At 72.3% G+C, this 15,156-nt stretch carries 12 protein-coding genes; 9 read left to right on the top strand and 3 right to left on the bottom strand.

What is annotated here, in order from left to right; genetic code table 11:
- The first annotated feature begins 9 nt into the window (after positions 1 to 9).
- On the top strand, positions 10 to 423 hold the full coding sequence (locus tag QSK45_RS02035) for a DUF6278 family protein (RefSeq protein WP_285552571.1): 414 nt from the start codon (positions 10 to 12) through the stop codon (positions 421 to 423).
- Positions 424 to 1,021: 598 nt separating this feature from the next.
- Here the strand turns inward: QSK45_RS02035 and QSK45_RS02030 are convergent.
- Entirely contained in the window at positions 1,022 to 1,762 is a 741-nt protein-coding gene (locus tag QSK45_RS02030; protein ID WP_285552569.1) for a hypothetical protein, read from the bottom strand.
- 142 nt (positions 1,763 to 1,904) lie between these two features.
- Here QSK45_RS02030 and ggt point away from each other — a divergent pair, with 142 nt between their 5' ends.
- Positions 1,905 to 3,707, top strand: coding sequence for a gamma-glutamyltransferase (gene ggt, locus QSK45_RS02025; protein ID WP_285552566.1), 1,803 nt, complete (start codon positions 1,905 to 1,907; stop codon positions 3,705 to 3,707).
- A 62-nt stretch (positions 3,708 to 3,769) separates the two neighbouring features.
- Here the strand turns inward: ggt and QSK45_RS02020 are convergent, their stop codons facing one another.
- Positions 3,770 to 6,343 carry an ATP-dependent Clp protease ATP-binding subunit gene (locus QSK45_RS02020; protein WP_285552565.1) on the bottom strand — a complete coding sequence of 858 codons (2,574 nt, stop codon included), beginning with the start codon at positions 6,341 to 6,343 and terminating at the stop codon, positions 3,770 to 3,772.
- A 195-nt stretch (positions 6,344 to 6,538) separates the two neighbouring features.
- Complete coding sequence (gene map, locus QSK45_RS02015) at positions 6,539 to 7,315, bottom strand: type I methionyl aminopeptidase (protein WP_285552563.1); 777 nt, start codon at positions 7,313 to 7,315, stop codon at positions 6,539 to 6,541.
- Between the two features lie 77 nt (positions 7,316 to 7,392).
- On the opposite strand from map, the gene QSK45_RS02010 reads away from it, so the two are divergent.
- The 7 genes from QSK45_RS02010 to QSK45_RS01980 all read left to right on the top strand — a co-directional run bounded on the left by QSK45_RS02010 (position 7,393) and on the right by QSK45_RS01980 (position 15,095).
- Positions 7,393 to 7,644, top strand: a complete 252-nt coding sequence (locus QSK45_RS02010) for a helix-turn-helix domain-containing protein (RefSeq protein WP_285552561.1) — start codon at positions 7,393 to 7,395, stop codon at positions 7,642 to 7,644.
- Positions 7,645 to 7,795: 151 nt separating this feature from the next.
- Complete coding sequence (locus tag QSK45_RS02005) at positions 7,796 to 8,638, top strand: nitrilase-related carbon-nitrogen hydrolase (protein ID WP_285552559.1); 843 nt, start codon at positions 7,796 to 7,798, stop codon at positions 8,636 to 8,638.
- Positions 8,635 to 9,921, top strand: a complete 1,287-nt coding sequence (locus tag QSK45_RS02000; RefSeq protein WP_285552557.1) for an aspartate aminotransferase family protein — start codon at positions 8,635 to 8,637, stop codon at positions 9,919 to 9,921. Before QSK45_RS02005 ends, QSK45_RS02000 begins: the two co-directional genes overlap by 4 nt.
- Positions 9,922 to 9,980: 59 nt before the next feature.
- Entirely contained in the window at positions 9,981 to 11,558 is a 1,578-nt protein-coding gene (locus QSK45_RS01995) for a PucR family transcriptional regulator (RefSeq protein WP_285552555.1), read from the top strand.
- A 155-nt stretch (positions 11,559 to 11,713) separates the two neighbouring features.
- Entirely contained in the window at positions 11,714 to 12,556 is an 843-nt protein-coding gene (locus QSK45_RS01990) for a nitrilase-related carbon-nitrogen hydrolase (RefSeq protein WP_285552554.1), read from the top strand.
- 101 nt (positions 12,557 to 12,657) lie between these two features.
- The gene (hydA, locus tag QSK45_RS01985; protein WP_285552552.1) at positions 12,658 to 14,061 is read left to right on the top strand and encodes a dihydropyrimidinase; all 1,404 of its coding nucleotides are present in this window, start codon (positions 12,658 to 12,660) and stop codon (positions 14,059 to 14,061) included.
- Between the two features lie 11 nt (positions 14,062 to 14,072).
- Entirely contained in the window at positions 14,073 to 15,095 is a 1,023-nt protein-coding gene (locus tag QSK45_RS01980; RefSeq protein ID WP_285552551.1) for a TIGR03842 family LLM class F420-dependent oxidoreductase, read from the top strand.
- Positions 15,096 to 15,156: the final 61 nt, after the last annotated feature.

Below are 15,156 nucleotides of genomic sequence, written 5' to 3'. Positions count from 1 at the left end.
GCTGGGTCCATGAACCTCCCGTTCCTGGGCCCACGGCACAAGAAGCACCCCGCGTTGCCCGCCGACCCCGAGTCGGTCGCCGCGCTGCTGTCCGAGTGCGAGCTGCTGCGCGCCCAGGCGGTCCGGGGCGGCGTCCGCCTGGACGACACCCCGGCCTCCCTGGAGGCCCTGGACCAGATGGTCCCGCGCTGGCGCGACGACGCCGAGACGCTGACCTCGCTGGGCCACGACGCCGGGCTGTACCTCGGCACCGTCGTGGTGCGCACCGTACCCGGTGCCGCCTGGCGGATCAGCGCCGGCGGCGAGCCCGTCCTGCGGCTCGCCTCCGGCCGCGAGGTGGAGGTCGTGGACGCCGGGCGCCAGTGGGCCGCGACCGGCGTGCCCGAGCTGTCCCAGCTGTACGCGGAGATCGCCGAGGTGTGAACCCCGGCACCACCTGCCCCGCCTCCCCAACACGGCCTTAAATACGGCTAATGCCGGAAAGGTGCGTGTCGCCCCTCGACCCCCCGGCCGGCTGGATAGTTTGCGGCAACCACCACCACCCGGCGGAGAGTGGAGTAGGGCTGCGTATGGCCGTCGATCCGTTGATCGAACCGAGGAACGGCGACTGGAAGAAGGCGTACCGGGCAACGCGCACCGGCCGGTTCACCCGGCGCCCCGTCGGACCCCGCCCGTCACACCCCCTCGCGGCCCGCCCGTTACCCGGGTTCGCGGGAACGTCCGGCACATGGCCCCGGCGGCAGCCCGAGGGCCCTACCATCATGCCGGGAACCGGGGCCCCCGACGTCTCGACTACGATGGTGCGTTCCGCCCCGTGGTGAGGTGATCAAGCCGAGCCGCACCGGGACGGAGGCACTGCCGCCGGACGGGTACCCCATGGTTCCCGCGCCGTGAGAGGGGCGGCAGTTCACACGGGCCAGGCTCGTCCGGCGGCAGCCGGAGATCACTGCTCGCACGGGCGAGGAGAAGGTCAGCTGCGCCGGACGAGTTGCGCTCGACGGCCCGTCAACGCCGCCCGGCGTCAAGCGGTCCCGGCGGCCTCCGGCTCCGGCAGCGGACTGCGCGCCGCCCGGGTCACGTCCGCCACCAGTTCCACCACGTCCGGTCCGTACGCGGCCGAGTTGAGGACCTTCAGCAGCAGCACGAAGGTGCCGTCGCGGTACTTGCGGGCCAACCGCTCGTGATGACGGGCCAGATACCGGGTCGCGGCCTGGTTGGTGATCGCGCTCTGGCCGCAGAACAGGAACACCGGGCGTGCCCGCCCCCCGGTGGTGACCCGCGCGAGCAGCACGTGCTCCGACAGGCCACGCTCCATCGCGTAGTGCTCCCCGCCGATCCGGAACGCGGACCGCTCGGCGACCGGTTCGGGCTCGGTGTTGATCCGCAGGCCCGGCAGCATCGCTGACAGGTGCGCGGCCATGCGGCGGTTGGACGCCGGCCCGCCCACACAGAACTCGGTGCGTTCGCCGAAGCCCTGACGGACCGCGTCCTGCGTGACCACCTCGGCGTGCGCCCCGCACTCCTTGATGAGCGCGGACAGCTCCAGCAGCGCGAACACGTCGAAGCGGTGCACGGCGGGTTCTGTCGCGGCCGGGTCGCGGTTGACGACGAGCAGCGACTCCGCGTGCTCCGGCAGACCGAAGAAGGCCTGCTTGCGCCGGAGTTCGCGGCGCCACAGATACGTACGGGCGAGCCAGCCGAGCGAGGCGGAGATGGCGGTGGCCACCAGACCCAGGACGATGTTGCGCACGTCGTCGTTCATGGCCGCGCATGCTAGCGGTCCGAGACGCCCCGGGCGTACCGGTGTTCGAACTGTGGCGGTCGTGTGGCGGGTGATCGAGGCGTACTGTCGTGAGTGTGACAATCTGGCTACGCTGCGCTGACTGTCCCGACGGGAGGTACGGATGGGTCGTCCAGGCACGCGGAGGCTGGCGGTTCTGACGGTGGTCTCGGCCGCCGTGGTGACGGTGGGGGCCGCGGCGCCACCCGCCCCGAAGAGCGAACCGGCCGGCAAGACACCGGTGGCCGTGGGCTACGGCGGTGCCGTCGCCAGCGTCGACAAGGACGCCACCGCCGCCGGCATCGAGGTACTCAAGCACGGCGGCAACGCGGTGGACGCCGCCGTCGCCACCGCCGCCGCGCTCGGCGTCACCGAGCCCTACTCGTCCGGCATCGGCGGGGGCGGCTACTTCGTCTACTACGACGCGAGGACGCGCACGGTCCACACCATCGACGGCCGAGAGACGGCACCGCAGTCCGCCGACTCCGGCCTGTTCATGGAGAACGGCAAGCCGCTCCCCTTCGACGACGCGGTCAGCAGCGGCCTCGGCGTCGGCACCCCGGGCACGCCCGCCACCTGGCAGACGGCCCTCGACCAGTGGGGCAGCCGGAAGCTCGGCAGTGTCCTGAAGCCCGCCGAGCGGCTCGCCCGCGACGGCTTCACCGTGGACGACACCTTCCGCTCGCAGACCGCCGCCAACGAGACCCGGTTCCGCTACTTCCCGGACACCGCCAAGCTGTTCCTGCCCGGTGGCAACCTGCCCGCCGTCGGCTCCACCTTCAAGAACCCCGAACTCGCCCGCACCTACGAGGAGCTGGCGAAGAAGGGCATCGGCGCGATCTACCGGGGCGACATCGGCGACGACATCATCGACACGGTCGAGCACCCCCGCGTGGACCCGGCGTCCGGCTGGAACGCCCGCCCCGGCAAGCTCGCCGAGAAGGACCTCGCCGTCTACCGCGCCAAGGCGCAGGCGCCCACCAGGACGTCGTACCGCGGGCTGAACGTGTACTCCATCGCCCCGTCCTCCTCGGGCGGCACCACGGTCGGCGAGGCGCTCAACATCCTGGAGAACTCCGACCTCTCGAAGATGAGCGAGGCGCAGTACCTGCACCACTTCATCGAGGCCAGCCGGATCGCGTTCGCCGACCGCGGCCGCTGGGTCGGCGACCCCGCCTTCGAGAACGTCCCCACCAGCCGGCTGCTGTCGCAGCGGTTCGCGGACTCGCGGGCCTGCCTGATCAAGGACGACGCGGTCCTCACCAGTCCGCTCGCCCCCGGCGACCCGTACCACCCGAAGGACTGCGACCAGGGCGGCGAGGCGGCCCCGACGACGTACGAGGGCCAGAACACCACCCATCTGACGGTGGCCGACAAGTGGGGCGACGTCGTCTCGTACACGCTCACCATCGAGCAGACCGGCGGCAGCGCGATGACCGTGCCCGGCCGGGGCTTCCTGCTCAACAACGAGCTGACGGACTTCTCCTTCGCCCCCGCGAGCCCGTCGGTGCCCGACCCGAACCTGCCGGGGCCGGGCAAGCGGCCGCGCTCCTCGATCTCGCCGACGATCGTCCTCGACGCCCACAACCGGCCCGTCGTGGCCCTGGGTTCGCCCGGCGGCGCGACCATCATCACCACCGTGCTGCAGACCCTCACCGAGTTCCTCGACCGGCGGCTGCCGCTGGTCGACGCCATCGCCGCGCCCCGCGCCAGCCAGCGCAACGCGGCCCGGACGGAACTCGAACCGGCCCTGTACGACAGCCCGCTGAGGTCCCAGCTGGAGGCCATCGGCCACCGCTTCACCCTCAACCCGGAGATCGGCGCCGCGACCGGCGTGCAGCGGCTGCCCGACGGCAGGTGGCTGGCCGCGGCGGAGAAGGTACGACGCGGCGGGGGTTCGGCGATGGTCGTGGACCAGGCCCCTTAGACCCCGCGGGCACGACGAAGGCGCCGGGGACGGCTCGTCCCCGGCGCCTTCGCACACGGTTCTCACGCCGTGGGGCCGGTGGGCGGGGCCTGGCGCCCCGCCGCGGCGCCCGTCGGCGGCTCGGGCGTCCGGAAGTCCAGCCGCCCGTCCTTGACGTCCACCGTGACCCGGTCGCCCTCGGAGATCGTGCCGTTCAGCAGCAGCCGCGACAGCCGGTTGTCCACCTCGCGCTGGATGGTGCGGCGCAGCGGCCGGGCACCGTACTCCGGTTGGTAGCCCCGCTCGGCGATCCAGTCGACCGCCGCGTCCGTGAACTCCACTCCGACGCCCTGGCCGTCCAGCAGCCGCCGGGTGCTCTCCAGCAACAGGTCGGTGATGCGCCGCAGTTGCTCGCCGGTGAGCTGGCGGAAGACCACGATCTCGTCGATGCGGTTGAGGAACTCGGGCCGGAAGTGCTCGCGCAGCGGCCGCAGGATCTGCTCGCGCCGGGCCTCCTCGTCGGCCTCCGCGCCGCCCGGCCCGAACCCGATCCCCGCACCGCGCCGGGTGATCGCCTCGGAGCCGAGGTTGCTGGTCATCACGATGACCGTGTTGGTGAAGTCGACGGTGCGGCCCTGGGCGTCGGTGAGCCGGCCGTCGTCCAGCACCTGGAGCAGGATGTTGAAGACGTCCGGGTGCGCCTTCTCCACCTCGTCGAGCAGGAGCAGCGAGTACGGGTGCCGGCGCACCACCTCGGTGAGCTGGCCGGCCTCCTCGTGGCCGACGTAGCCGGGCGGGGCGCCGACCAGCCGGGAGACGGTGTGCCGTTCCTGGTACTCGCTCATGTCCAGGCGGACCATGCGGTCCTCGCTGCCGAACAGCGCCTCGGCGAGCGCGCGGGCCAGCTCGGTCTTGCCGACACCGGTCGGGCCGAGGAAGAGGAAGCTGCCGATCGGGCGCCTGGGGCTGGCGAGCCCGGCGCGCGAGCGCAGCACCGCCTCGGCGACCACGGCGACGGCCTCCTCCTGGCCGACGACCCGCTGGTGGAGGTGTTCCTCCAGACCGAGCAACCGTTCCTTCTCCTCCTGGGTGAGCCGGCTGACCGGGATGCCGGTCTGCCGGGAGACCACCTCGGCGATGGACTCGGCCGTCACCTCCATCTGGCCCTCGTCCGCCTGTCCGCCGCCGGACGCCTCGCTGATGCGCCCCTTCAGCTCCGCGATCCGGTCGCGCAGCTGCTTGGCCTCTTCGTAGTCCTCGTCGGCGACCGCCTGGTCCTTGTCCCGGACCAGCTGGTCCAGCTCGCGCTCCATCGTGCGCACGTCGGTGCCCTTGGTGCGGGCGCCGAGCCGGACCCGGGCGCCCGCCTGGTCGATCAGGTCGATCGCCTTGTCCGGCAACCGCCGGTCGGTGAGGTACCGATCGGACAGCTCCACGGCGGCGACGAGCGCCTCGTCGGTGTACCGGACCTGGTGGTGGGCCTCGTACCGGTCGCGCAGCCCGCGCAGGATCTCGATGGTGTCCTGCACGGTCGGCTCGGGCACCAGGACCGGCTGGAAGCGGCGGGCCAGCGCCGCGTCCTTCTCGATGCGGCGGAACTCCTCCAGGGTGGTCGCGCCCACGATGTGCAGCTCGCCCCGGGAGAGCGCGGGCTTGAGGATGTTGCCCGCGTCCAGCGTGCCGCCCTCGCCGCCGGAGCCCGCGCCGACGACGGTGTGCAGCTCGTCGATGAACACGATCAACCGGTCGGAGTTGGCGCGGATCTCCTCCACGATGTTGTTGAGGCGCTCCTCGAAGTCGCCCCGGTAGCGGGTGCCGGCCACCACTCCGGTCAGGTCGAGGGCGACCACCCGCCGCCCGGCCAGCTGGTCCGGCACGTCGCCGTCGGCGATCCGCTGGGCGAGCCCCTCCACGATGGCCGTCTTGCCGACGCCCGCGTCGCCGATGAGCACGGGGTTGTTCTTGCCGCGTCGGGACAGCACCTCGATGGTCTGCTCGATCTCGGTGTCCCGCCCGATCACCGGGTCGATCCGGCCCTGCCCGGCCAGCTCGGTCAGGTCGCGGCCGTACTTGTCCAGCGTGGGCGTGGTGGAGGGCCGCTGCCGCTCCACGCGCACCGGGGTGCCCTCCGGCGCCTCCGGCGGCAGCGCGCCCGCCGCGAACCGGGCCGCGTGCAGGATGTGCCCCGCCGCCGAGTCCGGGTTCGCGGCCAGCGCGCTGAGCACGTGCTCCGGGCCGATGTACCCCGCGCCGCTGGAGCGCGCCATGTCGTGCGCGTCCAGCAGGGCCCGCTTCACGGCGGGTGTCAGGGACAGCGAGGTCGGCGCCGGGATGTCGCCCGGCGGGTGCTGCACCGGGCCCGCCCGGTCGTCGATCTCCGTCGCGAGCGAGTCCGGATCGGCCCCCGCCCGGGTCAGCAGGCTCCGGGTGGGCTCGGTGGCCGCCGCCGCGCGCAGCAGGTGCTGGGTGTCCAGGTCCCGGCTGCCGTGCTCGGCCGCGTACTGTGCCGCCCCTTTGACCAGCTCCCGGGCCGGCTGACTGAGCAGCCGGCCGATGTCGATGTGCCGTGGGCCGGGCGTGCCGCTGCCTCCGGCGGCACCGCTGAAGAAGCGGGCGAGGAATTCGCCGAAGGGGTCAGGAGGGTAGCCGTTGGTCATGGCGTTCCGTTCCTTCGCTGACGGTGGCTCCGCCGGGTAACCGGGGTGGGGCTGCTCATGCCCACGATGGCATGAAGTGTGGGGGTGGGCATGTTCGCCCAGGAGGGGGGCGGGCGTGCGGGGGCGGTGGCGTGCGGGTCCGCGCGGGCGGTCGCGCCGAGCGACGGAGCCGCACGCCGGTACGGTCCCGCGCCCTCAGGGCGTCTCCCTCGCCGTCAGGACCCGGGGGCCGCTCTCCGTGATCGCCACGGTGTGTTCCACGTGGGCGGCGCGGGAGCCGTCGTTCGTGCGCAGGGTCCAGCCGTCGGGGGCGGGGTGGTAGTCGTCGCGGCCGCCCGCGATCAGCATCGGCTCGATGGCGAGGACCAGGCCGGGGCGCAGCGGGAGACCGCGGCCGGGCCGCCCCTCGTTGGGGACGCCGGGGTCCTCGTGCATACGGCGGCCGATGCCGTGGCCGCCGAAGTCCTGCGGGACGCCGTAGCCCGCCGCACGGCACACCCGGCCGACGGCGTGCGCGATGTCGCCGATGCGGTTGCCCACCACGGCCGCCTCGATGCCGGCCGCCAGCGCCCGCTCCGCGGTGTCGATCAGCCGGACGTCGGCCGGGCGCGGACGGCCCACCGTGAAGCTGATCGCCGAGTCGCCGGCCCAGCCGTCCAGCAGCGCCCCGCAGTCGATGGAGACCAGGTCGCCGTCGCGCAGCCGGTACCCGGTGGGGACGCCGTGCACGATCGCGTCGTTGACCGAGGCGCAGATCACCGCGGGGAAGGGGGTCGGGGCGAAGGAGGGGCGGTACCCGAGGAACGGCGAGGAGGCCCCCGCCGTCCGCAGCACCTCCCGCGCCACCTCGTCGAGGTCCAGCAGGGAGACCCCGACCCCCGCGGCCTCCCGTACGGCACTCAGGGCCCGCCCGACGACCTGGCCCGCGGCGTGCATCGCGTCGATGGACGCGTCCGTCTTCAGTTCCACCATGCCAATTACTATACCGGTATTTGAATTGGACGCACGCGGAGGGCGGTATTCGAACGGGGGCCGGGCACAATGGACGCATGGTGCGCACCCCCCTCACCCCCGAAGAGCACGAGCGCGGCGAGCGGCTCGGGCGGCTGCTGCGCGAGGCGCGCGGCGACCGGAGCATGGTCGACGTCGCCGCCGCGGCGGGTGTCTCGGCCGAGACGCTGCGCAAGATCGAGACGGGCCGCGCGCCGACCCCGGCGTTCTTCACGGTGGCCGCGCTGGCCGGAGCGCTGGGCCTGTCGATGGACGAGCTGGCGGCGCACTGCACCCCGGCGGCCGTCTAGGAGACCCCGGGCCCCGGCTCACCCACCGGAGTGTGAATCGGCGGGTTGGCGGCGATGGTCTTGGCAAGGCGCCCCGGGAGGCTTACGTTCGTGCCTCTACGGTCTGCTCTACGGGTGTAGAGGCTCTGACGTCGTGTCGAAGGAGCACCTCATGGCCAACGTCGTCCGCGCCGCGCTGGTCCAGGCCACCTGGACCGGCGACACCGGGTCCATGGTGGCGAAACACGAGGAGCACGCCCGTGAGGCGGCCCGGCGGGGCGCGCGGATCATCGGGTTCCAGGAGGTGTTCAACGCCCCCTACTTCTGCCAGGTCCAGGACAAGGAACACTTCCGGTGGGCCGAACCCGTGCCCGACGGGCCGACGGTGCGGCGGATGAGGGACCTGGCGCGGGAGACCGGCATGGTGATCGTCGCGCCGGTGTCCGAGATCGAGCAGTCCGGGTTCTACTACAACACCGCCGCCGTGATCGACGCCGACGGCAGCTACCTCGGCAAGTACCGCAAGCACCACATCCCCCAGGTCGAGGGCTTCTGGGAGAAGTACTACTTCCGCCCCGGCAACCTCGGCTGGCCCGTCTTCGACACCGCCGTCGGCAAGGTCGGCGTCTACATCTGCTACGACCGCCACTTCCCGGAGGGCTGGCGGCAACTCGGGCTCAACGGAGCCAGGCTGGTCTACAACCCCTCCGCCACCCACCGGGGCCTGTCCGCCCACCTGTGGCAGCTGGAGCAGCCCGCCGCGGCCGTGGCCAACGAGTACTTCGTCGCCGCCATCAACCGGGTGGGACAGGAGGAGTACGGGGACGACGACTTCTACGGGACGTCGTACTTCGTGGACCCCACGGGCCGGTTCGTCGGCGACGTCGCGGGCGACGAGGCCGAGGAACTCCTCGTCCGCGACCTGGACCTCGCACTCATCGACGACGTGCGGCAGCAGTGGGCCTTCTACCGCGACCGCCGTCCCGACGCCTACGAAGGGCTGGTGCAGCCGTGAGCGACCTCTACTCCCGACACCGCAGGGTGATGCCGGACTGGCTCGCCCTCTACTACGACGACCCGATCGAGATCACCCACGGTGAGGGCCGCCACGTCTGGGACTCCGACGGCAACCGCTACCTGGACTTCTTCGGCGGCATCCTCACCACGATGACCGCGCACGCGCTGCCCGAGGTCACCAAGGCGGTCAGCGAGCAGGCCGGACGCATCCTGCACTCCTCGACCCTCTACCTCAACCGCCCGATGGTCGAACTCGCCGAGCGGGTGGCCCAGGTGAGCGGCATCCCCGACGCCCGCGTCTTCTTCACCACCTCCGGCACCGAGGCCAACGACACCGCGCTGCTGCTGGCCACCACGTACCGGCGCACCAACAGCATCCTGGCCATGCGCAACAGCTACCACGGCCGCTCCTTCTCCACCGTCGGCGTCACCGGCAACCGCGGCTGGTCCCCGACGTCCCTGTCCCCGCTGCAGACCCTGTACGTGCACGGCGGCGTCCGCACCCGGGGACCCTTCGCCCACCTCGACGACCGCGCCTTCATCGACGCCTGTGTCGCCGACCTGAAGGACGTCCTCGGCCACACCCGGCCCCCCGCCGCGCTGATCGCCGAACCCATCCAGGGCGTCGGCGGGTTCACCTCCCCGCCCGACGGCCTGTACGCCGCCTTCCGCGAGGTGCTGAACGCCCACGGCATCCTGTGGATCTCCGACGAGGTGCAGACCGGCTGGGGCCGCACCGGCGACCACTTCTGGGGCTGGCAGGCGCACGCCCGCAGCGGCCCCCCGGACATCGTCACCTTCGCCAAGGGCATCGGCAACGGCGCCTCCATCGGCGGGGTCATCGCCCGCGCCGAGATCATGAACTGCCTGGACGCCAACAGCATCTCCACCTTCGGCGGCACCCAGCTCACCATGGCGGCCGGCCTCGCCAACCTCGCCTATCTCCTCGAACACGACCTCCAGGGCAACGCCCGCCGGGTCGGCGGCCTGCTCATCGAGCGGCTGCGCGCCGTCACCGCCCAGCTGCCCGGGGTACGGGAGATCCGGGGGCGCGGCCTGATGATCGGCATCGAGCTGGCGAAGCCGGACACCGGCGAGGCCGACCCGCAGGCGGCCGCCGCCGTCCTGGAGGCGGCCCGCGCGGGCGGCCTGCTCATCGGCAAGGGCGGCGGCCACGACACCAGCGCCCTGCGTGTCGCCCCGCCGCTGTCGCTGACCGTGGCGGAGGCCGAGGAGGGCGCCGACATCCTGGAGGACGCGCTCCGGAGCGCCTACTCGTAACAAACACGTACTACACCAAGGGGACACCTGGCACTGCCGAGCACCAAGGGGATACGGCCATGACCACCACCTCCGAGTCCCGTCACGCCGCCCCGCCGGAGCCCGCCCTCTCCGTGCGCCAGGTGCTGACGCTGGAGCGGGTGCTCGCCGGGGAGCCGGAGGTGGTGGCCGGTGCCGGCGGTCTCGACCGGCCGGTGCGCTGGGTGCACGTCGCCGAGGCCGCCGACGTGGGCGTGATGCTCAGCGGCGGCGAGATGGTGCTCACCACCGGCGTGCTCCTCGCCGGCGACGAGGCCAAGCAGGCCGATTACATCCAGTCCCTGCACCGCGCCGAGGCCGCCGCCGTGGTCCTCGGCCTCGGGCGGGCCTTTCCCGCTCCGCCCGAGGTGATGCGCCGCGCCGCCGAGCGCTGCGGGCTGCCGCTGGTCGTGCTGCACCGCCCTTTCCCCTTCGCGGAGTTGACCGAGGAGGTGCAGTCACGGCTGGTACGGCGCAAGTTCGCGGCCGTCAGCCTGTCGGAGGCGGTACGCACCGATCTCACCGCGCTGATCACGGCCGGCGCCCCGCTCCAGCGGCTCCTCGACGAGGTCGCCCGGCACAGCGCCTGCCCGGTCGTCCTCACCAACCTCGCCCACCGCGTCCTCGCCACGGCGGGGGAGCGCTCCGCCGTGGACGACGTGCTGCGCGACTGGGAGCGCGTCGCCCGGCAGGCCGGCGGCGGTGCCCTCGACGCCTGGATCCGCGCCGAACTCGGCGGCCGCGGCGAACTCTGGGGCCGGCTGCTGCTGTGCGGCTACCGGGGCGAGGCGGCCACCGGACGGCTGCTCGCCGACCGGGCCGCCGAGGCGCTGGTCCTGCACCGCATGCTCGGCGGTTCCCCGCTGAGCTGGGAGGAGCAGTCCGCGCAGAGCCTGCTGACCGACCTCGTCTCCGGCGTCGTACCGGCCCGCCAACTGCTGCCCCGCGCCCGCGCCGCCGGGCTGCCGGTCAATCTGCGCACCTTCGTGCCGCTCGTCGTGCCCGACGCCGAACCGGCCGTCCTGGACCGGCTGTTGCGGGTCCTGGGCCTGTCCGGGCTCGCCGCCGAGCTGGCCGACGGGGTCACCGCGGTCCTGCTCAGCCTTCCGCGTGACCGGCCCGCCGACGCCCTCACCACGCTCTTCGCGGCCCGGCTGCGCGAGGGCACCGGACGGCCCGCCGCGGTGGTCGCCGCCGCCGACCCGCGCACCGTCTGGGACGAGGTGCCCGCGGGACTGCGCGAGGCCCGCCATGTCGCCGAAGCCGTCGCCGGCTCCTCCACCGCCCTCGGCCTGCCCGTCGTCGTACGCCTGAGGGACGTCCATCTGCGGGGCCTCGTGCGGCTGTTGCGCGACGACCCGCATGTGCAGGCGTTCGCGGAGCGGGAGCTGGACGGGCTGCTGCGGGCGCCCGAACCCGAGCTGCTCGGCGTGCTGCGCACCTACCTGGCCACCGGCCGCAACAAGTCCCGCACCGCCCGGCTGCACCACGTCTCCCGACCCGCGCTCTACCGCCGCCTGGAGGCCATACAGGGCCGCCTCGGCGTCGACCTGGACGACTTCGAACAGGCCGCCTCCGTGCACATCGCGCTGCTCGCGCATGACGCGCAACAACGCTGAAACCTGCGATCACCTGGGAAAACGGGGGTGAAACATGGGCCCGCGCAGACATGACACGGTGGCACGCGAAGCGCCCGGGGACGTGACACGCTGCCCGTCGAAGCCCGCCCGCCCGCTTCCTAGGCTCACCGCACACCCAGCTACCGGAGGTCCCGATGAGCCGAGTGATCCGTGCCGCCCTCTTCCAGACCGCCTGGACCGGCGACAAGGAATCCATGATCCAGGTCCACGAGCAGGCGGTCCGCGACGCGGCCGCGCAGGGCGCCCAGGTCCTGTGCTTCCAGGAGCTGTTCTACGGCCCCTACTTCTGCCAGGTCCAGGACAAGGCGTTCTACGACTACGCCGAGCGGATCCCCGAGGGCCCGACCGTCCAGCGCTTCCAGTCCCTCGCCCGTGCGCTGGGCATCGTCCTGATCCTGCCGATGTACGAGGAGGAACAGCCGGGCGTCCTCTACAACACCGCCGCCGTGATCGACGCCGACGGCACCTACCTGGGCAAGTACCGCAAGACCCACATCCCCCAGGTCCAGGGATTCTGGGAGAAGTTCTACTTCCGTCCCGGCAACAGCGGCTGGCCCGTCTTCGACACCGCCGTCGGCCGGATCGGCGTCTACATCTGCTACGACCGCCACTTCCCGGAGGGCTGGCGGGCTCTCGGCCTCGCGGGCGCGGAGATCGTCTTCAACCCCTCGGCGACCTCCCGCGGCCTGTCCAAGTACCTGTGGCAGCTGGAGCAGCCCGCGGCGGCCGTCGCCAACGAGTACTTCGTCGGCGCGATCAACCGGGTCGGCGTGGAGGACCTGGGCGAGAACGACTTCTACGGCACGACCTACTTCGTGGACCCCGAGGCCCAGTTCGTCGGCGAGGTCGCGAGCGACAAGGAGACCGAACTGGTCGTGCGCGACCTCGACCTCGCGAAACTCCGCGAGGTCCGCGACCGCTGGCAGTTCTACCGGGACCGGGCACCGGGCGCGTACGGCCCGCTGACGGCTCCGTGAAAAGCGCCCGAGGGGGCGCGCGGCCGTAGCCGATCCGCGGCTGCCGCCGCGCGGGCGCGACCCGCCACGAATCACCCGCAGCCGACCACGAGAGAGGACCAATGACCGGCCGAAAAATCATCCGCGGTGGTCTCGTCGTCACCGCGTCCGACGAGATCCACGCCGACGTCCTCATCGAGGACGGCCGCATCGCCGCCCTCGCGGCATCCGCCGGGCCCGCCGCCGCAGCGCTCACCGCCGACCACGTCATCGACGCCACGGGGAAGTACGTCATCCCCGGCGGCGTCGACGGCCACACCCACATGGAGATGCCCTTCGGCGGCACCTACGCCTCCGACACCTTCGAGACCGGCACCCGCGCCGCCGCCTGGGGCGGTACGACCACGATCGTGGACTTTGCCGTCCAGAGCGTCGGCCACACCCTGCGCGAGGGACTGGACGCCTGGCACCAGAAGGCGGAGGGCAACTGCGCGATCGACTACGCCTTCCACATGATCGTCTCCGATGTGAACGAGGAGACGCTGAAGGAGATGGATCTGCTCGTGGAGGAGGGCGTGACCTCCTTCAAGCAGTTCATGGCCTACCCCGGGGTGTTCTACTCCGACGACGGCCGGATCCTGCGCGCCATGCAGCGCGCCGCCGGGAACGGCGGGCTGATCATGATGCACGCCGAGAACGGCATCGCCATCGACGTCCTGGTCGAACAGGCCCTCGCCCGCGGTGAGCGGGACCCGCGCTACCACGGCGAGGTCCGCAAGGCGCTGCTGGAGGCCGAGGCCACCCACCGCGCCATCCGGCTCGCCCAGGTCGCCGGCGCGCCGCTGTACGTCGTGCACGTCTCGGCGGCGGAGGCGCTCGCCGAGCTGGCGCGGGCCCGCGACGACGGTCTGAACGTGTTCGGCGAGACCTGCCCGCAGTACCTCTTCCTGTCCACCGACAACCTCGCCGAGCCCGGCTTCGAGGGCGCCAAGTACGTGTGCTCGACGCCCCTGCGGCCCAAGGAGCACCAGGCGGCGCTCTGGCGGGGCCTGCGCACCAACGACCTCCAGGTGGTCTCCACCGACCACTGCCCCTTCTGCTTCAGCGGCCAGAAGGAGCTGGGCCGGGGCGACTTCTCCAAGATCCCCAACGGGATGCCGGGCGTGGAGAACCGGATGGACCTCCTGCACCAGGCGGTCGTCGACGGGCACATCTCCCGCCGCCGCTGGATCGAGATCGCGTGCGCCACCCCGGCGCGGATGTTCGGCCTGTACCCGAAGAAGGGCACCATCGCCCCGGGCGCCGACGCCGACGTGGTGATCTACGACCCGGGCGCCTCGCAGGTGATCTCCGCCGGGACGCACCACATGAACGTCGACTACTCGGCGTACGAGGGCCGGCGGATCACCGGCCGGGTGGAGACGGTCCTCTCGCGCGGCGAGACCGTCATCGACCGGCGGGAGTACACCGGGCACGCCGGGCACGGCGTCTACACCCCACGCTCCACCTGCCAGTACCTCGACTAGGAGCAGCGCCCATGGACTTCGGACTCGTCCTGCAGACCGACCCGCCGGCCTCCCGCGTCATCCAGCTCATGCAACGGGCCGAACGCAACGGCTTCCGCTACGGCTGGACCTTCGACTCCGCCGTGCTGTGGCAGGAACCGTTCGTGATCTACAGCCAGATCCTCGCGCGGACAGAGCGGTTGACGGTCGGGCCGATGGTCACCAACCCGTCCACCCGGACCCCGGAGGTCACCGCCTCCACCTTCGCCACCCTCAACGACATGTTCGGCAACCGCACCGTGTGCGGCATCGGCCGCGGCGACTCCGCGATGCGGGTCGCGGGCCGCAGGCCCAACACCCTCGCGCGCATCAGCGAGGCCATGAAGGTGATCCGCGCCCTCGGCCGGGGCGACCCCGCCGACCTCGGCGGCGGCACGGTCGTCGCGTTCCCGTGGGTGCGCCCCGGTGCCCGGCTCCCCGTCTGGATGGCCGCGTACGGCCCCAAGGCGCTGAAGATGACCGGCGAGGAGGCCGACGGCTTCATCCTCCAGCTGGCCGACCTCTACCTCACCGAGTACATGGTGAAGGCCGTCAAGGACGCGGCGCGGGCGGCCGGCCGCGACCCCGACGAGGTCACCGTCTGCGTGGCCGCCCCGGCGTACGTCACCGCGGACGACTCGCCCGAGGCACTCGCCCACGCCCGCGACCAGTGCCGCTGGTTCGGCGGCATGGTCGGCAACCACGTGGCCGACCTGGTCGCCAAGTACGGCGAGCACTCCGCGCAGGTCCCGGAGGAACTGACCGACTACATCAAGGCCCGCCAGGGCTACGACTACGCCCACCACGGGCGCAGCGGCAACCCCGACACCGAGTTCGTGCCCGACGAGATCGTGGACCGGTTCTGCCTCATCGGGCCGGCCGAACGGCACATCGAGAAACTGAACGCGCTCCGCGCCCTGGGCGTCGACCAGTTCGCGCTGTACGACATGCACGACGCGCAGGAGGCCACCATCGACGCCTACGGCACGCAGGTGATCCCGGCCGTCGGCTCCTGACCCCCAGGCCCGTTCCGTCCCCTCGTCCGGTCCCCCCGGGGGGCCACCCCAACCCCCCACC

Source organism: Streptomyces hygroscopicus subsp. hygroscopicus, from assembly GCF_030269125.1.
Taxonomy (GTDB): domain Bacteria; phylum Actinomycetota; class Actinomycetes; order Streptomycetales; family Streptomycetaceae; genus Streptomyces; species Streptomyces hygroscopicus_C.
Note: the sequence above shows the minus strand (reverse complement) of the source record. Positions and strands in the feature narration are given on the sequence as shown.